The sequence below is a fragment of the Qipengyuania sp. L-5Y genome (assembly GCF_056859455.1).
The window spans coordinates 87,341-110,523 of sequence record NZ_JBSXOM010000027.1 but is presented as its reverse complement, the minus strand read 5'-3'; the positions used below and the strand labels follow the sequence as shown (position 1 = coordinate 110,523).

At 61.0% G+C, this 23,183-nt stretch carries 20 protein-coding genes; 10 read left to right on the top strand and 10 right to left on the bottom strand.

The annotated features are described in order from the left end of the window. Positions 1-9: 9 nt before the first annotated feature. The 4 genes from ald to AC13F2_RS06745 form a co-directional block, all read right to left on the bottom strand. On the bottom strand, positions 10-1,125 hold the full coding sequence (ald, locus tag AC13F2_RS06760) for an alanine dehydrogenase (protein WP_103024006.1): 1,116 nt from the start codon (positions 1,123-1,125) through the stop codon (positions 10-12). 71 nt (positions 1,126-1,196) lie between these two features. Then, on the bottom strand, positions 1,197-2,774 hold the full coding sequence (locus AC13F2_RS06755) for a DUF389 domain-containing protein (RefSeq protein ID WP_482964713.1): 1,578 nt from the start codon (positions 2,772-2,774) through the stop codon (positions 1,197-1,199). Between the two features lie 63 nt (positions 2,775-2,837). Continuing rightward, positions 2,838-5,171 carry an FtsK/SpoIIIE family DNA translocase gene (locus tag AC13F2_RS06750; RefSeq protein ID WP_103024008.1) on the bottom strand — a complete coding sequence of 778 codons (2,334 nt, stop codon included), beginning with the start codon at positions 5,169-5,171 and terminating at the stop codon, positions 2,838-2,840. Between the two features lie 56 nt (positions 5,172-5,227). Continuing rightward, a complete protein-coding gene (locus AC13F2_RS06745) occupies positions 5,228-5,779 on the bottom strand; it encodes a thiamine phosphate synthase (RefSeq protein ID WP_482964712.1) in 552 nt (183 codons plus the stop codon). 22 nt (positions 5,780-5,801) lie between these two features. Between AC13F2_RS06745 and AC13F2_RS06740 the strand changes: the two genes are divergently transcribed. Beyond that, positions 5,802-6,473, top strand: a complete 672-nt coding sequence (locus AC13F2_RS06740) for a YggS family pyridoxal phosphate-dependent enzyme (protein ID WP_482964711.1) — start codon at positions 5,802-5,804, stop codon at positions 6,471-6,473. 19 nt (positions 6,474-6,492) lie between these two features. Here AC13F2_RS06740 and AC13F2_RS06735 read toward each other — a convergent pair whose 3' ends face one another. Next, on the bottom strand, positions 6,493-9,252 hold the full coding sequence (locus tag AC13F2_RS06735) for a [protein-PII] uridylyltransferase (protein ID WP_482964710.1): 2,760 nt from the start codon (positions 9,250-9,252) through the stop codon (positions 6,493-6,495). Then, entirely contained in the window at positions 9,249-10,943 is a 1,695-nt protein-coding gene (locus tag AC13F2_RS06730; RefSeq protein ID WP_482964709.1) for a class I adenylate-forming enzyme family protein, read from the bottom strand. The genes AC13F2_RS06735 and AC13F2_RS06730 overlap by 4 nt, the downstream gene beginning before the upstream one ends. A gap of 163 nt (positions 10,944-11,106) precedes the next feature. Here AC13F2_RS06730 and lgt point away from each other — a divergent pair, with 163 nt between their 5' ends. Together lgt and AC13F2_RS06720 are read left to right on the top strand one after the other, a co-directional pair. Next, positions 11,107-11,973, top strand: coding sequence for a prolipoprotein diacylglyceryl transferase (gene lgt, locus AC13F2_RS06725; protein ID WP_221596503.1), 867 nt, complete (start codon positions 11,107-11,109; stop codon positions 11,971-11,973). Positions 11,974-11,978: 5 nt separating this feature from the next. After that, positions 11,979-13,064 carry a class I SAM-dependent methyltransferase gene (locus AC13F2_RS06720; RefSeq protein ID WP_482964708.1) on the top strand — a complete coding sequence of 362 codons (1,086 nt, stop codon included), beginning with the start codon at positions 11,979-11,981 and terminating at the stop codon, positions 13,062-13,064. Here the strand turns inward: AC13F2_RS06720 and AC13F2_RS06715 are convergent. The 4 genes from AC13F2_RS06715 to AC13F2_RS06700 form a co-directional block, all read right to left on the bottom strand. Next, complete coding sequence (locus AC13F2_RS06715; protein ID WP_482964707.1) at positions 13,061-14,605, bottom strand: ABC transporter permease/substrate-binding protein; 1,545 nt, start codon at positions 14,603-14,605, stop codon at positions 13,061-13,063. The two genes, AC13F2_RS06720 and AC13F2_RS06715, sit on opposite strands and share 4 nt — an antisense overlap. Beyond that, positions 14,602-15,369, bottom strand: a complete 768-nt coding sequence (locus AC13F2_RS06710; protein ID WP_482964706.1) for an ATP-binding cassette domain-containing protein — start codon at positions 15,367-15,369, stop codon at positions 14,602-14,604. The genes AC13F2_RS06715 and AC13F2_RS06710 overlap by 4 nt, the downstream gene beginning before the upstream one ends. Beyond that, positions 15,366-15,824, bottom strand: coding sequence for a hypothetical protein (locus tag AC13F2_RS06705; protein WP_482964705.1), 459 nt, complete (start codon positions 15,822-15,824; stop codon positions 15,366-15,368). Before AC13F2_RS06705 ends, AC13F2_RS06710 begins: the two co-directional genes overlap by 4 nt. Positions 15,825-15,893: 69 nt before the next feature. Further along, positions 15,894-17,420 (bottom strand): sensor histidine kinase, encoded by a 1,527-nt coding sequence (locus AC13F2_RS06700; protein WP_221596495.1) that lies wholly within the window; start codon positions 17,418-17,420, stop codon positions 15,894-15,896. Positions 17,421-17,585: 165 nt separating this feature from the next. On the opposite strand from AC13F2_RS06700, the gene AC13F2_RS06695 reads away from it, so the two are divergent. The 7 genes from AC13F2_RS06695 (at position 17,586) to AC13F2_RS06665 (ending at position 23,129) form a co-directional block, all read left to right on the top strand. After that, positions 17,586-18,749: an isovaleryl-CoA dehydrogenase gene (locus tag AC13F2_RS06695; RefSeq protein ID WP_196847096.1), complete on the top strand. Its 1,164-nt coding sequence runs from the start codon at positions 17,586-17,588 to the stop codon at positions 18,747-18,749. A gap of 3 nt (positions 18,750-18,752) precedes the next feature. Beyond that, positions 18,753-19,037: a hypothetical protein gene (locus tag AC13F2_RS06690; RefSeq protein WP_103024018.1), complete on the top strand. Its 285-nt coding sequence runs from the start codon at positions 18,753-18,755 to the stop codon at positions 19,035-19,037. 73 nt (positions 19,038-19,110) lie between these two features. Then, positions 19,111-19,278, top strand: a complete 168-nt coding sequence (locus AC13F2_RS06685) for a hypothetical protein (RefSeq protein WP_482964704.1) — start codon at positions 19,111-19,113, stop codon at positions 19,276-19,278. Continuing rightward, positions 19,275-20,885: a carboxyl transferase domain-containing protein gene (locus tag AC13F2_RS06680; protein WP_482964703.1), complete on the top strand. Its 1,611-nt coding sequence runs from the start codon at positions 19,275-19,277 to the stop codon at positions 20,883-20,885. The genes AC13F2_RS06685 and AC13F2_RS06680 overlap by 4 nt, the downstream gene beginning before the upstream one ends. Before the next feature lie 79 nt (positions 20,886-20,964). After that, a complete protein-coding gene (locus AC13F2_RS06675; RefSeq protein WP_196847092.1) occupies positions 20,965-21,603 on the top strand; it encodes a hypothetical protein in 639 nt (212 codons plus the stop codon). 88 nt (positions 21,604-21,691) lie between these two features. Then, the gene (locus AC13F2_RS06670; RefSeq protein ID WP_375245168.1) at positions 21,692-22,318 is read left to right on the top strand and encodes a lysophospholipid acyltransferase family protein; all 627 of its coding nucleotides are present in this window, start codon (positions 21,692-21,694) and stop codon (positions 22,316-22,318) included. Continuing rightward, a complete protein-coding gene (locus AC13F2_RS06665) occupies positions 22,308-23,129 on the top strand; it encodes a DUF1295 domain-containing protein (RefSeq protein ID WP_345725333.1) in 822 nt (273 codons plus the stop codon). Before AC13F2_RS06670 ends, AC13F2_RS06665 begins: the two co-directional genes overlap by 11 nt. The last annotated feature ends 54 nt before the right edge of the window (positions 23,130-23,183 follow it).

Genomic DNA, 23,183 nt, shown 5'->3' with positions numbered 1-23,183 from the left:
TAGCGCGTTTTAACGAAGCAGGTCCGCCACCGGTCGATAATCATAGCCGAGTTCGCTTGCGACGGCCTCGTACGTGACTTCGCCCTTGTGGACGTTGAGACCTTCGGCAAGATGCGGGTCGGCGGCGAGCGCGTCTTTCCATCCCATCCGGGCGATGCGTAGCGCATGCGGCAGGGTGACATTGTTCAGCGCATAGGTGCTGGTGCGGGCAACGGCCCCGGGCATATTCGCGACGCAGTAATGAACCACGTCGTCCACGACATATGTCGGATCGGCATGAGTGGTTGCACGGCTGGTTTCGAAACAGCCCCCTTGGTCGATCGCGACATCGACCAGCACGGCGCCTTTCTGCATGTCTTTCAGCGTTTCGCGCGTAACCAGCTTGGGCGCTGCCGCACCGGGGATGAGGACTGCCCCGATCACGAGATCGGCAGTGGTGACCGCGTCATAGAGGTTGGCGGCGTTGGAAAAACGCGTGCTGGCGCGCGCTTCGAAATGGGTGCCCACCTTTTCCAGAACTTCGGGATCGCGGTCGAGAATGGTGACATCAGCACCGAGGCCCACTGCCATTTGCGCTGCATTGAAGCCAACCACGCCGCCACCGATGACCACGACCTTGCCAGGCATGACGCCAGGTACGCCGCCGAGCAGCACACCGCGACCCCCATGAGCCTTCTCCAGTGCAGTTGCACCGGCCTGCACACTCATGCGGCCTGCCACCTGGCTCATTGGCTTGAGGAGCGGCAACTGACCGCGCGGGCCGGTGACCGTTTCATAGGCGATGGCAGTGACGCCGCTGTCCAGCAGATCCTTCGTCTGATCCGGGTCTGGTGCCAGATGGAGGTAGGTATAAAGGATCTGTCCTTCGCGCAGCTTCTTGCGCTCGACCGCCTGCGGTTCCTTGACCTTCACCACCATCTCGCACTCAGCGAAAATAGGATCGGGGCCGTCGACGATCTTCGCGCCCGCCGCCACATATTGCTCGTCGGTTGCGTCTATGCCGCAGCCGGCCTCGGTTTCGATCCACACCTCGTGACCCTGCATGACGAGCTCTTTCACGCTCTCCGGCGTCAGGCCGACGCGATATTCGTGGTTCTTGATTTCCTTGGGGCTGCCGATGAGCATTGGGGGGAACTCCTTATCTGCGGCAGCCCGTTACAACTGCAACCATGTGGGGGCAAGCCCGAGAGCCTATCTCAAGATGCGGGCGCCGTGGACCAAACCGCGGTCACCGAGTTTCCTTCTCCCGAAACCTGCGTGTCGAAATAACGCGCGGAATCGCCAAGTGCCTGGGTGACAGCCGTCAGAGCGTTTTCGCTACCGGTCAGGGCTATGCGAACGCCCGTGCGCCGGGCCGCCCATCCGAGCAACGCCACGCGTCCGGCATTGTTCGTGTCGAGTCCGTCTTCGCCAACATTAACGGTGGGTAGCGGCACCAGTGGGGGACGAAGTTCGACCGTCCAGCCCGGCGTAGTCTGTTCGAGCCGCCGTTCAAGTTCGCGATATCCCGAAAGGTCGAGCCCTTCGAGCGGCTGAGCAATTGCCTGTGCCCGTTGGTTCTCGCGATCCAGCAATACGTCCTTGCGCTCCACCCCGGCAATCAGAGCGAGGCTTTGGGCCAGTACGGCAATCTGCCTTTCGCTCGCTTCTGCAGCCTCGCGCGCTCTTGCCTGAGCAAGGGCTGCCTGTTCGGCAGCGCCCGGGTCGGTGCCGACCTGAAACTGGTCGATATTTACCACGACGGATCGGCCAAGACGTTCTTCCAGTCGCTTGGCCACTTCCGTATCTGCGTTGGAATTGAAGTCCGGGGTAAAGACGCTGGCCGACACGGTCAAAGGTTCGGAATCCCAGTTCACGATCGGCTGTTCGACCCTTGCCCTGTCGGTAAAGGCAGATGCGACCTCCTGATTGACAATGCGCTGGCCGTTGGCCTCCCAAGCGATGGTCCGTAGAGAGAAAGCGAGAGGGATCGCCAGCACTACGAAGACCATGGCGATCCCGAGCGACTGGAGACGGGACTGGCGATGGCTCAGGTCGGACTGGAAGCCGTAGAGGCGAGCCATGACGGCGGCGGTCAGTCCGATGGTCACGAGGTTGGTTACGAACAGACCCAGCGCACCTGCAAATACGGGCCAGTTGAAGGTTGCCAGACCGAAGCCCACCACTGCGATCGGCGGCATCAGGGCCGTAGCGATGGCGACCCCGACGATCGTGCCTTCGCGCCCGCGGATCACGGCATAGGAACCTGCGAGGGCGGAAAATAGCGCAACCAGCAGGTCGAACAGGTTTGGCCTGGTGCGGGCCGCGATTTCTTCCGTCACCGTTTGCAGCGGCGAAAGAAACACGATCACCGCGCAAAACAGTATGGCAAACAGGGATCCTGCAATCAGGGCCTTACCGCAGCGGCGCAACCAGTCCGCATCGCCGGTTGCAAGAGAAAACCCCGTTCCGATAATCGGGCTCATCAAAGGCGACAGCAGCATGGCCCCGATGACGACGGCCGGCGAAGAAAGCAGGAGGCCGAGGATCGCGATCCCCGCGCTCATCGCGATCATGAAGATATAGCGGCTGGTCAGGAGCGATTCGCCCCGCACCCTCTCGATCGTCGCGACATGATCCAGGTCGGCGATAACCCCTTCATTCCACCACAGGCGCATTTCCGCGATGGCGCGCAGAATGGTGAGACGACTGATCGGCCGTCGCTTGGCATAGTCTGGACCCGGCTTTTCGTCGTCGGACCAGTCGTCGGCGGGGTTTTCTTTCGTAGGTGCCATTGGATCGGGACTTAGCGAGCCATCCAGCGCAAGTCCCGCCCAAATTTCGAAACTTTTCAGCTTCTAAAGCGGATTTCCGTCCTGATCGCGGAAGATCTCGCGACGCCCCACATGATTGGCCGGCCCTACCAGCCCTTCGCCTTCCATGCGCTCGATCCATTTGGCAGCGGTGTTGTAACCGACCCCCATCTGGCGCTGAAGCCAGCTGCCAGACGCTTTCTGGTTCTCGATAACAATCTGACAGGCCTGGCGATATTTCCGTTCTTCCGGATTATCCGAAGCGGTGAATTCGTCTTCGAAATTGAAGCCGCCATCTTCCGGTTCTTCGGTAACCGCGTCGACATAGTCGGGCTTGCCCTGTCCACGCCAGTGATCGGCCACACGTTCAACTTCCTCGTCGGACACGAAGGGGCCATGCACGCGGATCATCGCGCCGGTATTGGGTTTATACAGCATGTCGCCCTTGCCGAGCAGCTGTTCGGCCCCCTGTTCCCCAAGGATGGTGCGGCTGTCGATACGGCTTGTCACCTTGAAGCTGATGCGGGTCGGGAGGTTGGCCTTGATGACGCCGGTGATGACATCGACCGAAGGGCGCTGTGTCGCCATGATCAGATGGATGCCGGCGGCGCGCGATTTCTGGCTGAGACGCTGGATCAGGACTTCGATTTCCTTGCCAACAGTGACCATGAGGTCGGCCAGTTCGTCGACAATAAGTACGATGAGGGGCAACGGCTCGTAATTGAGCTGCTCTTCCTCGTACAATTCTTCGCCCGTTTCGGGATCGAAGCCCGTCTGCACGCGGCGACCCAGTGGCGAACCCTTCTCGATCGCCTTCTTCACCTTTTCGTTGAAGCCCGCGATGTTGCGTGAATTCACGCTGCTCATCATGCGGTAGCGCTTCTCCATTTCCTCGACCGCCCATTTCAGCGCCCGGACCGATTTGTGGGGCTCGGTAACCACAGGGCTCAGGAGATGCGGAATGTCGTCGTAGGTCTTGAGCTCCAGCACCTTGGGATCGATGAGAATCAGTCGGCACTCATCCGGCGTGAAGCGATAGAGCAGCGAAAGCAGGATCGCGTTGAGGCCGACCGACTTACCCGAACCGGTGGTGCCAGCCACCAACAGGTGAGGCATGGCAGCAAGGTCTACGACGATCGGTTCGCCTGCAATGTCCTTACCCAGAATCATCGGCAGGCTGCCGTGATGGTCGATGAAGGCGGCCGAATTGGCGAGCTGCTTGTAACTGACCATCTGCCGGTCGGCGTTGGGCAGTTCGATCCCGATCACCGTCTTGCCCGGAATGGGAGAGACGCGCGCGGAAATTGCCGACATGTTGCGGGCAATATCTTCCGCAAGGCCGACCACGCGGCTGGCCTTGATACCCGGTGCCGGCTCCAGTTCGTACATGGTGACCACGGGTCCGGCGCGCACCGCGGTGATCTCACCCTTCACGTTGAAATCGTCGAGCACGTTTTCCAGCAGGCGCGCATTGCGTTCCAGCGCCATCTTGTCGAGCTTTGGCGCAGCATTTTCGGGCGCATCATCGAGCAGATCGTGGCTTGGCAATTCGTAATTGGCGAACATGTCGCGCTGCTTGGGCTTGGCGGCAACGGGCTGAGCAGGCATCGGCGCGGGATCGGCGATTTCGGGCGCGCGGCGCGGTTCGCGCAATGGCAGATCCTCGTCATCCTCAAGGCTTTCCATCGGCTTGGCACGGGTCTGCTTCTTGGGTGTCAACGGCAGGTCGAATTCGGGCAAGTGTGCCTTGCGTTTGACGAAATCGGGCAAGGTGAGGAATTGCGCCCAGTCGATCGCGAAGACCCGGGTGACGAGCGCCACCCCGCCGCCGAGCGTGACAAGAGCGAGCAGCAGCACGATCCAGCCTGAAAAGTCGCCACCGAAACGGTCTGCGACAGCTTCGATCCCCAGGCCACCCAACTGACCGAACAAACCGCCAAGCCCGGCCGGTAGGCTGCCGGTCGCCGGCTCGAACGCCAGCGCCAGCACCGTGCCCAGCAAGGCGATGGCGGCAAGCAGCATGGCGAAGGGACCCCACCAGCGGCCGGGGGTACTATCCTCGTCGTCCCGTTCCACCCCGGTCCACAGCCGGCGGGCTGAAATATAGAGCAGCGGCAAAAGCAGCGCCGCCGGAAGCCCCAGGTAGTTAAGCGCGCGTTCGCTGGCCCAGGCGCCGGTTGCCCCCATCCAGTTGCGGATGTCGTCGCCGCCCGCTGCAGTCGAGGGACTCGGATCGGTCTGCGTATAGCTGGCGAGCGCCAAGGTCAGGAAAACAAGGATCGCGAACAGCAAGCCCGCGCCTGCCATATGTGTGGCGCGGCGAAAGGAGCGGCGGAAAGCCGCGCGCCAATCGGGTGCTGCGCCTGCGCGCGTAGCCATTTCGTATCCCCTGATCCGTCGAGAGAGTGCAGTATGAGTCCTCCCGGACGGGGAGGTCAAGCGACGTTCGTCGAACCGAGTCCGTCGATGGCGCCCCAGCGGGACCACCCCAACTCGCGCGCGCGCTCATGGGTCATTCCGCCAAGAGCGATCACCGGCACGGGCGATTGCCGGGCCAGCGCGTGAAATGCATCGATCCCAAGTGTCTTGGCAGCTGGGTGCGAAGCTGTGGCAAACACCGGCGAGAGGAAGATGCCCTCCGCTCCCGCTGCGACCGCCGCTGCCAGTTCGTCCGCGTTATGGGCAGTAGCAAGAAAGAGGCCATCTCTTGGCCTGGTTGCAGACCCGTAGTGGCCGTCTGCGCCCCAATCCTCATCACCGGACAGGATGACCATGTGTCCACATTGGCGAGCGATCGCTGCAAGCTCGTCGAACCGCGCACGCCGCGTGTCGGGATCGAGGTGATAGTGGCGAAAGACGAAGCCCGAACCAGTTGGCAGGCTTCGAAGCGCCGTCTCAATTCCAGTGTCGTTTCGCCGATCGCTCAGCAACCACAACAACGGGAGGATGGGCCGATCGGCTCCGGGATGATGCTGGCGTCGTGTCACACACACGCTATAGCGCGACGCGATGGAAAAGGCAGACACCCCGCTACAGCAAGTACAGGCGAATATTGCCAAGGCTTGCACAATCGCCCGCCGCGAACCCGGCGATGTTACGCTTGTTACGGTCAGCAAGACCCATCCGGCCGAGGCGATCGAACTATTGCTTGTGCAAGGGCAGCGCCATTTCGGAGAGAACCGCGTTCAGGAAGCGCAGGACAAGTGGCCCGCACTGCGCGAAGTCTACCCTGCAGCCCAGTTGCACCTCATCGGCCAGCTTCAGTCGAACAAGGCCGATGACGCGGTGGCTTTGTTCGATGTCATTCACTCGCTCGATCGGCCAAGCTTGGTAAAGGCGCTTGCGAAGGCCATGGATAAGCTGGATCGGCGCATTCCGTGCTTCGTGCAGGTCGATGTGGGCGTTGAGGAGCAGAAGGGCGGGTGCCCGGTGGCCGATCTGCCCGGACTGCTCGAGCAGGCTCGCGCGGCCGATATTCCGGTGGCGGGGCTCATGTGCATTCCGCCTTTCGAGATCGAGCCTGCGCCATTCTTCGCATTCCTTGATCGGCTAGCCAGCGATCACGGACTCGACGGGCGTAGCATGGGCATGAGCGGGGATTACGAAACAGCAGTAAAGCTCGGCGCTACGCATGTGCGCGTGGGTACTGCGCTATTTGGCGAACGCGCGTCGCCCCGCTAACGATCTGCTGCCCGCGCGCTCAGGCGTTCTCCAGCCGATCTTGCGTTGCGTCACTTGCGGCCTCCATGAGCCGCGCCTCGATGCGGTTCATGCGGTCGCCGCGCTCCAGTTTGCCGCCGGTAAGGTCGGTGACGTAAAACGTATCGGCAGCCCGCTCCCCGTAATTGGTAATATGGGCGGAATGGACCACCAGTCGGCTTTCGAACAATGCACGGGCCAAACGGTTGAGCAATGCTGGCCGGTCGCGGGCGTTGACCTCGACCACGGTGAACTTGTTCGATGCCTTGTTGTCGAACAGAACCCGTGGCGCGACATCGAAAGCACGCGCACGGCTGTGCGCCAACGGACGCTGTGCCAGTCGGGGCGCCAGATCGACCTTGTTCGCTAGCGCATCGGCGATGCTGCTTTTCAGCCGTTCAAGCTGGCCTTCTTCGGCAAAGGGTTCACCGTGGGGATCCTGCACCAAGAAATTGTCGAGCGCCCAGCCCATCCGCGTGGTGTGGATGCGGGCATCAATGATGTTTCCGCCTGCGAGATGGATGCCGCCGGCAATTCTATAGAACATGCCCGGATGGTCGGCCGCGATTACCGTGACCAGCGTTGCACCGCGCGCTTCGTAATATTCGCAGTGAATGGAAAGCTGATGCTCCCGTTCGCGCGCGGCAGCGTAATGCACCAGGTTCAGCGCGATGATATCGATCGGTTCGGCGATCCAGTATGCGTCGCCCATGGTCTGGGCCAGATCTGCGACGAGATGGCCCTTTTCCCCGAGAACGTCCGCCACCTCCGCCTGCTTGTGCGCGATTGTCTGTTCGCGACCATGCCGCATGTGCCCCAGCCGCAAGCGCTCGCTCGATATGTCGTAGAGTTCGCCCAGCAGTTGGCCCTTCCAACTGTTCCAAGTCCCTGGGCCGACCGCGCGTATATCGACCGCGGTGAGTATTGCGAGATGGCGTAGCCTTTCCTGGCTTTGCACCTGGCCGACGAAATCTTCTATCGTTTTGGGGTCGGTAAGATCGCGCTTCTGCGCCGTGTGGCTCATCAGCAGGTGATTGAGAACCAGCCAGGCCACCATCTCTGTTTCGCTCTCGCTCAGGCCGAAACGCGGGCACAGATCTCGCGCAACTTCCGCCCCGAGCACGGAATGGTCGCCCCCGCGGCCCTTGGCGATATCGTGTAGCAACGCGGCGACATAGGCGACGCGGCGCGAATTCACCTTGTGGATCAAACGTGCGGCGCGTGGATGATCATCCGTTAGTTCGCCCTTTTCGATACGGTTCAACAGTCCGATCGCACGGATCGTATGTTCGTCCACCGTATAGTGGTGGTACATATCGAACTGCATCTGCGCGTTGACCTTGCCGAAATCCGGCACGAATTTCCCGAAAACGCCAGCTTCGTTCATCCAGCGAAGCACCATTTCGGGATCGTTGCGCCCGCACAATAGGTCGAGAAACAGCGCGTTGGCCCGTTCGTCGTTGCGGATCGCATGGTCGATGAGGCCCGTTTCACGGTTTGCCTGGCGCATGGTGTCGGGGTGGATTTCCAGTTCTTCGGATTCGGCCAGCTGGAATATCTCGATCAGTCGTACGGGGTCCTTGCGAAACCAGTCCTCCGACGGTGCGGCGATCTTGCCCCCGTAAACGCGGTAACCCTTCAGTTGCCGTGCCTTCTGTTTCCACCCAGCGAAGAAGCCGCGGCGCGCCGTTCTGGCCTCGAACTGCTCGTCGATATGGGCCAGGAAGATTCCGGTCAGGGAGCCGACCCGTTTGGCCTGCAGGAAGTAGAGTTGCATGAACCGCTCTACCGCGCTCTTGCCCGGGCGTTCGGCGAATTTCATCCTTTCCGCGATACGCCGCTGCAGGTCGAAGGTCAGGCGGTCTTCTGCACGGCCCGTCAGCACATGCATGTGGCTGCGTACGGCGAGGAGGAAGTTCTCCGCGCGCCGGAAACTGCGATATTCGGCCGGGGTGAACAGGCCGATCTCGACCAGTTCCGACGCCGTGCGCACGCGATGGATGAACTTGCCGATCCAGTACAGCGCATGCAGATCGCGCAGCCCGCCTTTGCCATCCTTCACATTGGGTTCGACGACGTATCTGCTGTCACCCATGCGTTTGTGACGCGCGTTGCGTTCGGCCAGCTTCTCGGTCACGAAGGTGCGTTCATTGCCCCGCACCACCTCGGCTGTATAGCGGCGCGAACCCTCGTCGTAGAGCTCCTGATCGCCCCAGACATACCGCCCTTCGAGGAGGGCTGTGCGAATGGTGAGGTCGCTCTTCGACAGCCGGATCGCTTCGTCCAGCGTGCGGGTCGAATGGCCTACTTTGAGACCCAGATCCCACAGCATATAGAGCATCGCTTCGACGACCTGCTCGCACCATGCCGTTTTCTTGCCGCCAACGAGGAACGCGATGTCGACGTCGGAATGCGGCGACATTTCCGACCGACCGTATCCGCCAACAGCCATGATCGCCAACCGCTCCGCCTTGGAACGATTGGCGCTGGGATAGAGATGGGCGGTCGCGTGATCGTGGATCACGCGGATCAGTTGGTCGATCATGAATGCGAAACCGCCCGCATTCTCATGCCCGGCGGACGGTTTCTCTTCCAGGCGGCGCTCGAGCTCGGCCCGGCCTTTGTCGAGCGCAGCCTTGAGCAGTTTCACGACATGCGGACGGGCTTTGTTGCCGTGCTCCCCCACCAGCGCGTCGATTTCGGAAGCAAGGGCGCGCCGGTCGATTATCGCACGCTGTCGGGGGACACGCAGGGCATTCAAGCGGCGAGGTGCTCCTTTGCAAAATTCGCCTTCACGCTACGCTTGTCGACCTTCTGGGTGCCGAGGCGAGGCAATTGCTCATCGCTCTTCCAGATGACCGAAGGCACCTTGAACGCAGCAATATGCTCGCGCAGGAATTCCTGCAGATCTTCGACCGAGAGATCCTTGCCGTCGTGGGTGTAGTAGACGGCAGCGGGAATCTCGCCGAAGCGTTCGTCGGGAAGGCCAAAGACCGAACATTCGGCGACTGCCGGATGCGCATAGATCGCTTCTTCCACTTCAATGCAGCTGATATTTTCGCCGCCACGAATGATGATGTCTTTCTTGCGGTCGACGATGAACAGGTAATCGTCCTCGTCGAGATAGCCGAGGTCGCCCGTGCGGAAATACCCGTCGGCGGAAAAAGCCGCCTTGGTCGCTTCCTCGTTCTTCCAGTAGCCGAGGAAGTTGCACACCGAGCGGATCGAAACCTCGCCAACCTTTCCGCGCTCCATGGGTTTGCCGTCGTCGTCGAGAATGGCCATGTCGACCAATGGCCGCGAAGGCATGCCGGTGCTGTTGGGTTTGGCGAGATAATTTTCGTTCAGATTACCTGCGCCCACGCCATTGGTTTCGGTCAGGCCGTAACCCAGAGCGGGAAAGCCGTCTTTGAACGCGTCCTTGATCTTCTTCACATGTTCGATCGGGCGCGCTGCGCCGCCGCCAGCGAAGGTCTTGCATTGCGACAGATCGTATTTTTCACGATCCGGATGCACGGCGATCTCGTAACTCATCAGGGGAACGCCAACGAAATAGGTGATCTGTTCGTCTGCCAACAGGCGCAGGGCCTCGGTTGCATCCCATTTTGGCATCAGCACCAGCTTGCGCCCCATCGCGAAGCTCTGGAGGAACAGCGGCACTTCGCCAGTGACGTGGAAGAGCGGCACGGCGACCAGTGCGGAAGGCTGGACGGTTGGGGCATCACCCTTTTCCGTGAGAAGCTGCAGGATCATCGCGGTCTGGCAGACATAGTTCATGGTGCCGGAAACGACGCCGAGATGATCCGAATACGCCCCCTTCGGGCGCCCGGTCGAACCGGATGTATAGAGGATGGTGGCAAGGTCATCCGGGCCGATCTGGCCGAGTATGGCCATGGCCGTGCCGCCTGCCGCCCATACCGGGGCCAGACCTTCCGAAGGCTTGCCGTGATCGAAGACCACAAGCTTCGAGGCATGCTTTACGCCATCGAGCCGGGCCGCACGCGGGGGATCGGCGAGGACGAGCTTGCATTCGCAAAGGTCGATTCCGTAAGCGAGTTCTTCCCCGGTCCACCAGCCATTGAGCAGTGTCGCACAGCCACCGGCCATGAGAATGCCCATGTAGGCGACGATCCAGTTCGTCGAATTGCGGGCCGCAAGACCAACGCGGTCACCCTTTTCAATTCCATGCAGCGTGGCAAGACCGTGGGCGACATGGCTGGCAGCATGCCATATCTCGCCGAAGGTCATACGGATGTCGCCATCGACGATGAACGTATCGTCTTTCTTTTCGTTACAGAAATGCGCGAAGTAATGGACGACGCTGGGAGGTGCGTTCTTGAACGCGGGCATCTGCACGCCGCGGCGTGTCACTTCTGTCAGTTCGAACATCTGGCCGGGCGCGGTGACGGCATCGGTGATGCGATGGATGTCCTTGTCGAGTTCTGTCGGCATCGGTCGTAAAATATCCTCTCCAAACGGCGCAGAACCTCCGGTTCGAGGCACGCGCAATAACTGCGGCTCGACGCAGGCTTCCCCCCAAACCCCTGCTATGCCAAAAGCCGCCCCGATGGGTCGCCGGTCGCGGCCTTGGATTCACCTCTAAGGGGATAAGCACTTGCTGTCACTACTGGCTGCATCGGGCGCGGCAGAACCGATCTACTGGGAAAATCTGGGCTTGCGGCCCTATCTGTTCGAGATCGGCGGTTTCCAATTGCGATTCTACTCGCTCGCCTACCTCTTCGGCATATTGCTGGCCTACTGGCATCTGTCGAAAATGATCAAGGCACCGGGATCGCCCATGGCCCAGCGCCACGCGGACGACCTCTTTTTCTATTGTACACTTGGGGTCATCCTCGGCGGCCGGCTCGGTTATGCCGCTTTCTACAAGCCGGAACTGTTCGGCGGTGTGGAACTGTTCAAGCTGTGGGAAGGGGGAATGAGCTTCCATGGCGGGGTTATCGGGGTGCTCATTGCAATCAGCTGGGTCGCATGGCGCAACGGACTGAACTGGCTGCGCATCTGCGATTACATCTCGGTGAATGTGCCCTTCGCCTACATGCTTGGCCGGCTGGCGAACTTCATCAACGGCGAATTGTATGGCCGCCCGGTAGAAAGCGATTTTCCTTTCGCCATGGTTTTCCCAACCGATCCGGATCAGCTCGCCCGCCATCCAAGCCAGCTATATCAGGCCGGATTCGAAGGGCTTTTGCTAGGTGTGCTGCTTTTTGCGCTCTTCTGGAAAACGCGTGCCCGCTATCGGGCCGGACTGCTGGTTGGCGTGTTCACCATCGGCATGGGTCTCGGCCGGTTCCTCATGGAATTTTTCCGCGAGCCGGACGCCTACCTCGCTTATGTCGTCGTGGAAACGGGCCTCTCCCGCGGGCAGTGGCTCAGTCTTCCGATGATCGCGGTAGGTATCGTCGTTGTGATCTATGCGATGATGAAGCCGCCCGTTGGCGGCCCGGCCAGGGCTAAACCGTAGTCCACATGAGGGTTCGACCAGAGACGGATCTGGCGCGCACCTTTCGCCGCCTGATCGACCAGCACGGGCCGATGCCCGTGCTGCGCTATATGGGTGAAAGCAACGCGGGTTATTATACGACGCGCGATCCGTTGGGTGCTGCTGGCGATTTCACCACTGCGCCGGAAATCAGCCAGATGTTCGGCGAAATGGCTGGGCTGTGGCTCGCGGACATCTGGGTGCGGGCGGGGCGACCGGAAAATCCGATCTATGCCGAACTTGGCCCGGGCCGTGGGACGTTAGCCAAGGATGCGCTGCGTGCCATGGCCAGTCAGGGGCTGCGCCCGGACGTGCATCTGGTCGAGGGTTCCGAGGCCTTGCGCAAAGTGCAGGGCGGTGTGCTGGCGGGAGCCCAATTTCACGATACGATCGATAGCGTCCCGGATGGTCGCCCCCTTCTTTTGCTGGCGAACGAATTCCTGGACGCCTTGCCCATCCGGCAACTGGTAATGACCGAAAAGGGCTGGCGCGAACGTATGGTCGGCATCGAAGGCGGAGAATTCGCCTTCGTGTCCGGACCCAATTCGATGGACGACGCTGTCCCGGAAGCCCAACGCGCAGCACCCGCGGGGACTGTGATCGAAACCTGCCCCGGAGCAGCAGCCCTGGTCGAAGCCGTCGCTCGCCGGATAGACGTGCAAGGCGGCGCCGCGCTGTTCATCGATTATGGGCACGTCGATGCCCGCAGCGGATCCACCTTGCAGGCGGTAAAATCGCACGAAAAGCTCGACGTGTTCGACGCGCCGGGAGAAATGGATCTCACGGCGCATGTCGATTTCGCGACACTAGATACTATTGCTCGCCGCGAGGGGCTGGCCAGTTCGCTGACGACCCAGGGTGCCTGGCTCGGCGCGATGGGCATCGCATTGCGGGCAAAGGCACTTGCAAAAGCATCCCCCTCTCGCGCCGATGAAATCGAAGTTGCAGTCGAACGGCTGGTGCAGCCGGACGCGATGGGCGAACTGTTCAAATGTCTCGCGATTACGGCGCGCGACTGGCCGCGCGGTGCGGCTTTCCCCGAAGGCGAGCGGCGCAAGCCCGAAGCGACTTAGGAGCCGCCGAGTCCCACACGCCGAGCCAATCTATTGGCTGCTTCGCCGAATGACAGTTTGTCATCGTCGCGATCGACAGACAGGTTCGCTGCCCGCATCGCCTCCACATCTATCGCCCCGACCAAGGGCATGAGCACCTCCAGCAGGCGGGCGTCCCGGCTTGCCTGAGGCGAGACGAGGAGGATGGCGTCGTAGTTCGGCAGTGCGCCTTCGGGATCATCCAGAACGACCAGATCGTCGGCAGCGATGCGTCCGTCCGAGGTGTAAGCACCAATCACGTCGGCTTCCCCTGATCGCAGCGCGTTGTACATGAACGTGGGTGAGAAGGTGCGCTGGTCAGCGAAACGCAGGCCGTACGCATTGCGCACTGAGACCCATTCGGGCCGCTCGAAAAACTCAGGGTCACCGCCAATCGTCAGGCTTTGCGCGCGGACCGCGAGATCTCCGATGGATCGAACTCCGCCTTGTGTAGCCTTTGCGCGTGGCATTGCGAGGCCATAAGCGTTTTCGAAACCAAGCCTTCCTACTACATTCGTACCGCTGGTGCGCTGTTCCCAATCCACGATTTCGGCGAGCATCGCGTCGCGGTCGGGATTGTCGCTGCGTTGCATCTCGTTGGCCCAGATCGTTCCCGTGTAATCCACCATGATGTCGATGGCGCCGGAGGAAACGGCGCGATGCGCGACCGCCGAACCCAGGCCGTCCCGATACGCGACCCGATATCCGTTCGCTTCCAGCCGCTGACCGATAAGACGAGCAAGGACATATTGTTCTGAGAAGCTCTTTGCCCCGATCACGATACGATCGTCGTCGCGGTTGCCGAAGGAAACAAACAGCGCTGCCAGAATGCCCAGAAGAACCGCTGCCAGTCCTCCCAAGCTTAGGACCCGGCGCCGTGTGCGAAGCCCCTTCTCAATGGTCCCGAGAAGCGCATCGGCGACCATCGCCAAGCCGGCGCTGGCGATACAGCCTGCGAGCACCAGCACCCAATTCTGCGTCTGCAATCCGGCAAATATAGGATCGCCGAGGCTGGGTTGGCCGATCGTGGTGGACAGTGTCGCAGCGCCAATGGTCCATACGGCCGCGGTACGGACGCCCGCCATAAAGTAAGGGGACGACAGGGGCGCTTCGACCAGTCGCAAGCGCTGCCAGAAGGTCATTCCTACACCGTCAGCAGCTTCGATTACCCCTGGGTCGAGATTGGCCTGCGCTGTCACCGCGTTGCGGAGGATCGGCAGGAGGGCGTAGAGCGAAAGGGCAAGAAATGCGGGCAGGAAGCCGAGCGTTGGCAATCCTTCGCCGAATATCCCGCGAAGGTTCAGCAGGATCGGGAAAAACAGGGCGAGCAGGGCGAGCGCGGGAATGGTCTGAACCAGGCTGGCGAAGCCAAGCGTGATCCGCGCGATCGGTGGCGAGCGGCTTGCCCAGATCGCCATCGGCAGTGCGACCGCGATACCCAGCATGATCGCCGCGGCCGAAAGCAGGACATGAGCTGCGAGCTTGTCGCCCAGGCCGAGAAGGGCCGTCCAGATATCGCTCATCGAGTAAGCTCAGCCAGCCGGTCCGCTTGCGTGCGCGGCACGGCAACGAGACTTTGTGCAATCTCGCCGCCACCCCCGTGGAGCAGGGACTGCGGGGTTTCATCGGCAACGATGGTTCCCGCTTCCATCACAAGAACCCGATCGGCCAGTAGCAGTGCTTCGGCCATGTCATGGGTGACCATGACCGTGGTCAAATCCAACTCGCGATGCAGGCTTCGCACACGCTCACCCAAGGCGTCGCGCGTGACGGGGTCGAGCGCACCGAACGGCTCGTCCATCAGCAGGAGTTGCGGCTCGTTGGCCAGCGCGCGGGCAACGCCGACCCGTTGGCGCTGCCCGCCGGACAGTTCGTTCGGCATGCGCGTGGCCATGGAGCGTTCGAGATCCACCAGGTCGAGCAGTTCGGCGATCCGTTCGCGCGTCAACTTCTGGCCACTGATGCGCGGGCCGATCGCGATATTCTCGCCCACGCTCATGTGGGGAAACAGCCCGACCGACTGGAAAACGTAGCCGATCCGCCGCCGCAGGGCGGCAAGCGGCAGGCTTCCTACCGGATCGCCATCAATCAATACCGTGCCGGACCTCGGATCGACCAATCGGTTGACCGTCTTGAGCAAGGTGGACTTGCCCGATCCGGATGCCCCGACAAGCGCAACGAATTCGCGCCGGGCGACGGTGACCGAGATGCTCGCTACCGCCTGGGTACGGTCATAGCTTTTACAGACGTCGCGAAATTCGAGCAGCGGTTGCGTCTGCTGGTTCACTCCGCCTGTTCCGATCCTTCGCCGGGCGGCGCGTATTCGACGCGCGTAAGTTCGATCTCGGTGTCGCCGCTTCTTGCGCGCATAGTATCCCCGTTCATCCGCTCGGGCCTCCAGCAGCGCTCCGCTCCGTTCTCGCTATCGGGTGTGAAGCAAAGGAGCTTGTCTCCCTCGTCCTTCGAATACGTCCAGCTGCCGGTCTGCCACGGATCGCCATTGCGCAGATCGCGATAAGTGCCGTCGGGATCGATCTCGGTAACATAGCGTGCCCCGTCTTCCGCGATCGCTCGCCAGGCGGTGGAACTGAATGCTTCGGGGACAGTCCGGGAAGAAGATGGTTCGGTCGTTGTGACAGTTTCGAGCCCGTCGGCCCCTATAGTTCCGCCCGCCGTGTTCCCGGTCGGAGAACAGGCGGCCAGCGCAAGTGCAGCAAACCCCGATGCAAATAGAAATCGCATATGTTCTGCTCCCCTTTGTATCGGCTTGTGGGAAAGCACAGCTATTGGGCTGGTGCAAGGCAGCTGGGGTCAGTTCCCTATCGACTGCCGCGGGAAAGCGATACGCACGCGTAGTCCGCCGTCGGCAAATTCGCGCTCGAACGACCCCTTGAGCTGCCCTTCAACCGCCATCCTCAACAGGCGCGAACCGAACCCTTCGCGTTCCTGCTCGTCCGGAACCTGATAGCTCGGGGCGCTCTCTTCCCAGATCACGCAAATGTCGTCGCTATCGTCGTTATCGCCTTCTACGGTGACAGTCACCTTTCCTTCCTCGCTGGAAAGGGCGCCATATTTGGCAGAGTTCGTAGCGAGCTCGTGGAAAATCAGGGCGAGTGGCGTGGCGGCGCGTTCGCCGACGGCAACGCCGGGGCCGACGATGCTGAAACGTGCGTTTCCAGCGGTATCGTAAGGTGCCAGCAAATCGGACAGAAGCCCGGACAGCGTGCCGCCCTTGTGCCCATGGCCCGGGCGGACATAATCGTGGGCTGCCCCTAGGGCGCGAATGGTTTCACTCAATTCAGATGCAAACTCCGTAACCTCCGGCTTGCCGCGCGAACGGATTGCCACGAGGCCCGAAATAACGGCGAAGATGTTCTTGATACGATGCGAAAGTTCATTCGCCAGCAAGTCGCGGGCTTCGGCCATTCGGCGCTGGCGGTCGACGTCGATGACTGTTCCGAACCAGCGCGGTTTTCCCGTTCCCGCAGACGTTCGAACGGCTCTCGAGAGCATCCAGCGATAATCGCCGTCTGCAAGTTTCAGGCGCCATTCGTATTCGAAGGGTTCCCCGCTCTTCAGCGATGTCCGGAAGGCATCGATCGCAGTTTCCCAATCTTCGGGGTGAATGGCAGTCTGCCAGTCATCCAAACTTTGCGGCTGGGAAAGACCAGTCAGTTCATCCCACTGCACATTGACGTAGTCGAAATTACCCGATGCATCAGCCGACCAAGCAATCCCGGGAACGCTGTCGATCATCCGTTTGAGATCGCTTTCCCGCTCGTTGACAGCTTCCTTTGCCGCATCGCCCAGGCGCTGCTGGGATATGCGCCGCATCGTAGCCTTCGCCAGAACCGACAGCGTGTTTTGCTGAAGCTGTGACAGCCCGTCTTCGTGAGGCTCGCTATCGATGAGGCAAAGGGCGCCCAGGGCCGCGCCTTCGGCAGAGATCAACGGCTGGCCGGCGTAAAAGCGGATATGCGGCTCACCCGTGACGAGCGGATTGTCCGCAAAGCGAGTGTCTTCCTTCGCGTCGCGAATGACCATAGGCTCCGTGCCCAGCATGGCATGCGCGCAGAAACTGGTCGAGCGCGGCGTTTCGCGCGCGTCTATTCCCGTTCGAGCGAGGAACATCTGACGGCCCTCTTCGACCATGGTGACCATAACCATGGGTACATCGCAAACCTTCGCTGCAAGATCGACGATCTCCTGCAGTTCGGGATCGTCGATCATGGCGTCCGTACCGTGCGCAGCAAGGATCGCGAGGCGCCGTTCCTCGTCGCAATAGGCTTCCGAAGGGGGTTTGCCTTCGGGCCAAAGGATGTTTTCCTTACGGTACATGCTCTCGTCCAGAGGCGCTTTAGACTCAAATTTAAACGAATACCTAACGCAAAAAGCAAGTTCGCAGCTTCAGTCTGCCGTGCAGTCCAATCGGTTTGCTCCGCAGCCTTGGCTCGGCTATCGGCCCTGACGATAGTTACTTTCGCGAGCCCTTGAGGAGAGACGATGCGCGCGACCCCCCAGTTCGATTTCCAGCTCGGCGAAAGTGTCGAGATGATCCGCGAGGCTACGGCCCGCTTCGCAGACGAGCAGATTGCCCCGCTCGCCGAAAAAATCGATCGCGAGGACTGGTTTCCGCGCGACGAGCTCTGGAAACAGATGGGCGAACTCGGTTTGCATGGCATTACCGTATCTCAGGAGGACGGCGGCCTGGGGCTCGGTTATCTGGAGCATGTCGTCGCCGTGGAAGAAGTGAGCCGCGCCAGTGCCTCGCTCGGCCTTTCCTACGGCGCCCATTCCAATCTGTGCGTCAACCAGATCCGGCGGTGGGGTAACGAAGAGCAGAAGGCCAAATATCTCCCGGGCCTGATCAGCGGCGAACATGTCGGCTCGCTCGCCATGTCCGAAGCCAGCGCCGGGTCCGACGTCGTTTCGATGAAACTGAAAGCGGAGGCGGTCGATGGCGGCTATGTGCTCAACGGCACCAAGTTCTGGATTACCAACGCGCCTTTCGCCGATACACTGGTGGTCTATGCCAAGACAGATGGCAGCGCGGGCAGCCGCGGTATCACCGCCTTCCTGATAGAAAAGGACGACCCGGGCTTTTCGATCGGGCAGAAGATCGAAAAGGTCGGCATGCGTGGCTCCCCCACATCGGAACTGGTTTTCGACGACTGCCGCATTTCCGAAGATCGGGTGATGGGGCCGGTTAACGGCGGTGTCGGGGTTCTGATGAGCGGGCTCGATTATGAACGCGTGGTGCTTGCCGGATTGCAGCTCGGTATCATGCAGGCATGCCTCGATACGGTCATTCCCTATCTGCGTGAAAGAACGCAATTTGGCAAACCCATCGGCAGCTTCCAGCTTATGCAGGCCAAGGTGGCCGACATGTATGTCGCGCTGCAGTCGGCCCGAGCCTACACCTATGCGGTGGCCAAGGCCTGCGACAGTGAACAGACGACCCGTTTCGATGCGGCAGGGGCCATCCTTCTTGCATCGGAGAACGCGTTCCGCGTTGCGGCAGAATCTGTTCAGGCGCTGGGCGGGGCTGGATATACGCTCGATTGGCCGGTGGAACGGTATATGCGGGATGCGAAACTGCTCGATATCGGAGCCGGAACGAATGAAATCCGTCGGATGTTGATCGGCCGTGAACTGATCGGGGCATGACTTATGAGCGACACCGTCCTTACGGCTCTACAATATTACGGTGCGGGGGCGGCGCTGGTGGCGGCTTTCGTCGTGTCTTTGAACATCAGTACACGCGTGACTGGCTGGGCGTTCGTCTTATTCGTCACCAGTTCGATCGCCTTGGTTGCATGGGGATTCCTGAAACAGGATGCAGAAGGAATCGGCTGGCAGAATATCGGTCTGCTCATCATCAACATCGTCGGCGTCTATCGCTATCTGATTGCAGCGGGCGGTAACGATGATGGATCCCAAGCAAGCCGCGGTTGATGTGCCGGACCTGCTGGGCGAATGCCCGTGCGGCAACCCAGCCCGCGCATTCTGCGGGCGTTGCGGATCACCCGTGTATTCTCGCCGTAACAGCGTCCCGGGAAAATTGCAGCCGCGCACCGAACTGATCCTCGATATCCCGCAACCCGAAGAACTGACTCGGCAATATGGCGAATTTGCCCTGCCGTGGATCGGCCCGCTAGCCCGCATGGCCGAAACGCCCCAGAAGGAAACCGCATGACCGCCCCCGTTCTTTTATCGACCCTCGATCGCGAAGCTCCCGAGGCCAAGGCGCGTTTTACACACAATGCGTCGCTCGCGGCCGACTTGCGGGCCAGCGTTGCCGCCGCTGCGCTGGGCGGTTCGGAAGGTAGCCGGGAACGGCATGTCGGGCGGGGCAAGCTTCTCCCGCGCGAGCGCGTGGAGCGCCTGCTCGATCCCGGCAGTTCCTTCCTCGAAATCGGCCAGCTTGCCGCCAATGGCATGTATGGCAAGGACGAGATCAATGGTGCGGGCCTGATTGCCGGGATCGGGCGTGTCTCCGGCCGCCAGGTCATGATCGTGTGCAACGATGCCACCGTTAAGGGCGGTACCTATTACCCGATGACGGTGAAGAAGCATTTGCGTGCGCAGGAGATCGCGCAGGAAAACCGTCTGCCCTGTATCTATCTGGTCGACAGCGGCGGGGCGAACCTTCCCCACCAGGCCGAGGTCTTTCCCGACCGCGACCATTTCGGTCGCATCTTCTTCAATCAGGCGAACATGTCGGCGCTCGGCATTCCGCAGATTGCCTGCGTCATGGGATCGTGCACTGCCGGTGGAGCCTATGTGCCCGCCATGTCCGACGAGACGGTAATCGTGCGCAATCAGGGCACGATCTTCCTCGCCGGGCCACCGCTGGTGAAGGCGGCCACGGGCGAGGAAATCAGCGCCGAGGATCTCGGCGGCGGCGACCTGCACGCGAAGAAATCCGGCGTGGTCGATCATCTGGCGGAGAATGACGAACACGCGCTCACGATCGTGCGCGATATCGTGAGCCACCTCGGCGACAACTACGCTCATGCAAAGGATGTCGAGCTGAAAGAGCCCCGCGCACCGAAATTCGACGCCGAGGATCTTTATGCGCTGGTCCCGGAAGATGTGCGCGCGCCTTACGACGTTCACGAAGTCATTGCGCGGCTGGTCGACGGCAGCGAATTCCACGAATTCAAGCAGCACTATGGCAGCACACTGGTCTGCGGCTTCGCCCACATCTGGGGCATGCCGGTAGCCATCCTGGCGAACAACGGCGTGCTATTCTCCGAAAGCGCGCAGAAGGGCGCGCATTTCATCGAACTTGCCTGCCAGCGACGCATCCCGCTCCTGTTCCTGCAGAACATCTCCGGTTTCATGGTTGGCGGCAAATACGAGGCCGAAGGCATCGCCAAGCATGGCGCGAAGCTGGTAACTGCAGTCGCAACCGCAACTGTGCCAAAGGTGACCGTGGTCATTGGCGGCAGCTTCGGCGCCGGCAACTATGGCATGTGCGGGCGCGCCTACTCCCCGCGCTTCCTCTTTACCTGGCCCAACGCGCGGATCAGCGTGATGGGGGGCGAACAGGCGGCATCGGTTCTGGCCACGGTGCACCGCGATGCCGACAGCTGGACGGCGGAACAGGCGGAAGAATTCAAGGCCCCGATCCGGCAAAAGTACGAAGACGAAGGCAATCCCTATTATGCCACCGCACGGCTCTGGGATGACGGCGTCATCGATCCGGTGCAGACGCGCGACGTGCTTGGCCTCGCTTTTGCCGCAGCACTCGAAGCGCCAATCCCCGAACGCCCGCAATTCGGGGTCTTCCGAATGTAGCGCCGCGGAACCGCATGGCCCTCACGCGCATTGCGGTTAGTACTCACGGGGATTGGGCGGGTATCTAGGAGAGATATCCATGTCGGGCCAGGAAATTACCCTTGCCGTCGTTATTGCTGCAGCAGTTGTCATCCTGTTGCTCGTCTGGCTCTTCATGCGTCAGCGTCGCACGCAGGCGCTGCGTGATGCCTTCGGCGAGGAATATGATCGTACGGTAGAGGCGCGAGGAAAGCGGAGCGCTGCCGAAGACGATCTGATCGAACGCAGGGAACGGGTAGCGAAACTCCAGATACGCCCGCTCACTGCTTCCGAGCGTGACGGCTATGCGAACGACTGGAATGAAACCAAGGCGTTGTTCGTCGACAGTCCCGTCGAGGCGGTAAGCCGCGCTGATCGATTGCTGACCGATGTTATGAACGCCCGCGGTTACCCGATGGGCGATTTCGAAAACCGGCACGCCGATCTGACCGTCGATCATGGTGAGGTCGCCAAACACTACTTCGCCGGCCACGAAATCGCTGCCCGTTCGAGCGACGCAACGACTGAAGAACTCCGCAGGGCCATCAACCACTACGAAGCGCTTTTCGCGGATATGACCAGCGAAATCGCCGACGAGACCGGCGCTTCTGGCGAGAGCGAAATCGATGCGGCCGACCGCCGGGAGGCTCCCACGAAGCCGGCGGCTTTCAGCACCACGACGCGCCGCCCCGGCGACTGAACTCCCGTTTCGACCTGTTCTGGATTCCTGACAGCTCGGCACTCGCTTTCGCCGCGTCTTGGTCTATGGGCGGGTTCAGGGAGAGAACATGCCTACTGATCCAAACCGTCGGCCAGCGCTGTCGAGCCGAATGGTACAGCGCATCCTGCTGGGCCTTTACCGCTGGAAGGGATGGAAAATCGAAGGCCGCAGGCCCGATTGCGACAAGTTCATAATTCTAGGCGCGCCCCATACTTCGAATTGGGACTTCGTTTTCTTTCTTGGCGCGGCAAACCAACTCGGCATCAAGCCAAGCTTCATGGGCAAGACCAGTCTGTTCAAATGGCCGATGACCAACTTCATGCTCGACATGGGCGGTGTGCCGGTCGACCGGACGAAGCGCGGAAAATATGTCGACCAGGTTGCGGCCGCCTTCGAGGCTTCCGATGAATTGGCGCTTGTGATCGCGCCGGAAGGCTCCCGCACCTTCAAGGGTGGCTGGCGAACGGGCTTCTACCATATCGCCGTGGCGGCGGGTGTACCCATCGTCCCTGCATGGGTTAACAATAAGACGATGCGCGGAGGTATGGGAGAAGCCATGATGCCAACCGGCGACTATCGGGCCGATCTTGCGCATCTTGCTGCATTCTACCGCGAGAAACGTCCCGATTGTGACCGCTTCGTCGCTCTTGAAAAGAGTGCGCAGACGCTGGAGGAGATGAAGGGTGATAGCTGAAGCGCTGCTGGCCAATGCGGCCATATTGCTCGGACTGGCCATGATCCTATGGGTGGTCGCGGTACAGATCGACGATGTCAGCTTCGTCGATGCTTATTGGGGTGGTGGGATGGCTGTGATGGCTGCGGTCAGCTGGTTACGGCTGTTCGACCCGGGCCCTCTCGCCAGCTTGCTGATGGCGATGACGGTAATCTGGGGAATGCGGCTATGCATCCATCTGCTTATCCGCTGGCGGCGTGAAGGCGAGGATAAACGCTATGCGCGCATACTCAGGAAAGATCGGGAGAAGGGCCGCTTCGCCTCAGCCGCGCTGACAAAGATATTCCTGAGCCAGTCGGTCCTGCTGTTTCTTGTTTCGAGCCCCGCGCAATATGGGATCCTGGAAGCCAGCAGCTTGACGCCGATCAGTGGCCTCGCGCTTTTCGGACTTGGCCTGTGGGCGATCGGCATAGCGTTCGAATGGCTTGGCGATTGGCAACTCGCGCGCTTCAAGGCTGACCCCGAGAACAAGGGCAAGGTCATGGATCGCGGGCTTTGGCGATACACCCGCCATCCCAATTATTTTGGTGATGCCTGTGTCTGGTGGGGCATCTGGATTGCAGCTGCCAGTGCAGGGTGGTGGGTGGCCGCTGTCACCGTGGTCGGCCCCCTGTTCCTTACATTCACGCTGACGAAATGGTCCGGCGCTCCACTCCTCGAACGCGGCATGAAAGCCTCGCGCCCGGGTTATGACGAATACAAGGCCCGTACGTCGGCGTTCTTCCCGCTCCCTCCGAGAAAAAGATCGTCGCGTTCGCGGGAAGGGGTTTAACCGCCGCGCCTCCCATCCTAATTGAACTGGCAGGACGAGACGGGAGCGCCTTGC

Coding starts and splice junctions, on each gene's coding strand:
- AC13F2_RS06715 (WP_482964707.1), bottom strand. CDS start 14,605: ATGAGCGATATCTGGACGGCCCTTCTCGGCCTGGGCGACAAGCTCGCA.
- ald (WP_103024006.1), bottom strand. CDS start 1,125: ATGCTCATCGGCAGCCCCAAGGAAATCAAGAACCACGAATATCGCGTC.
- AC13F2_RS06720 (WP_482964708.1), top strand. CDS start 11,979: ATGAGGGTTCGACCAGAGACGGATCTGGCGCGCACCTTTCGCCGCCTG.
- AC13F2_RS06750 (WP_103024008.1), bottom strand. CDS start 5,171: ATGGCTACGCGCGCAGGCGCAGCACCCGATTGGCGCGCGGCTTTCCGC.
- AC13F2_RS06670 (WP_375245168.1), top strand. CDS start 21,692: ATGCCTACTGATCCAAACCGTCGGCCAGCGCTGTCGAGCCGAATGGTA.
- AC13F2_RS06755 (WP_482964713.1), bottom strand. CDS start 2,774: ATGGCACCTACGAAAGAAAACCCCGCCGACGACTGGTCCGACGACGAA.
- AC13F2_RS06705 (WP_482964705.1), bottom strand. CDS start 15,824: ATGCGATTTCTATTTGCATCGGGGTTTGCTGCACTTGCGCTGGCCGCC.
- AC13F2_RS06675 (WP_196847092.1), top strand. CDS start 20,965: ATGTCGGGCCAGGAAATTACCCTTGCCGTCGTTATTGCTGCAGCAGTT.
- AC13F2_RS06740 (WP_482964711.1), top strand. CDS start 5,802: ATGGAAAAGGCAGACACCCCGCTACAGCAAGTACAGGCGAATATTGCC.
- AC13F2_RS06730 (WP_482964709.1), bottom strand. CDS start 10,943: ATGCCGACAGAACTCGACAAGGACATCCATCGCATCACCGATGCCGTC.
- AC13F2_RS06680 (WP_482964703.1), top strand. CDS start 19,275: ATGACCGCCCCCGTTCTTTTATCGACCCTCGATCGCGAAGCTCCCGAG.
- AC13F2_RS06700 (WP_221596495.1), bottom strand. CDS start 17,420: ATGTACCGTAAGGAAAACATCCTTTGGCCCGAAGGCAAACCCCCTTCG.
- AC13F2_RS06695 (WP_196847096.1), top strand. CDS start 17,586: ATGCGCGCGACCCCCCAGTTCGATTTCCAGCTCGGCGAAAGTGTCGAG.
- AC13F2_RS06690 (WP_103024018.1), top strand. CDS start 18,753: ATGAGCGACACCGTCCTTACGGCTCTACAATATTACGGTGCGGGGGCG.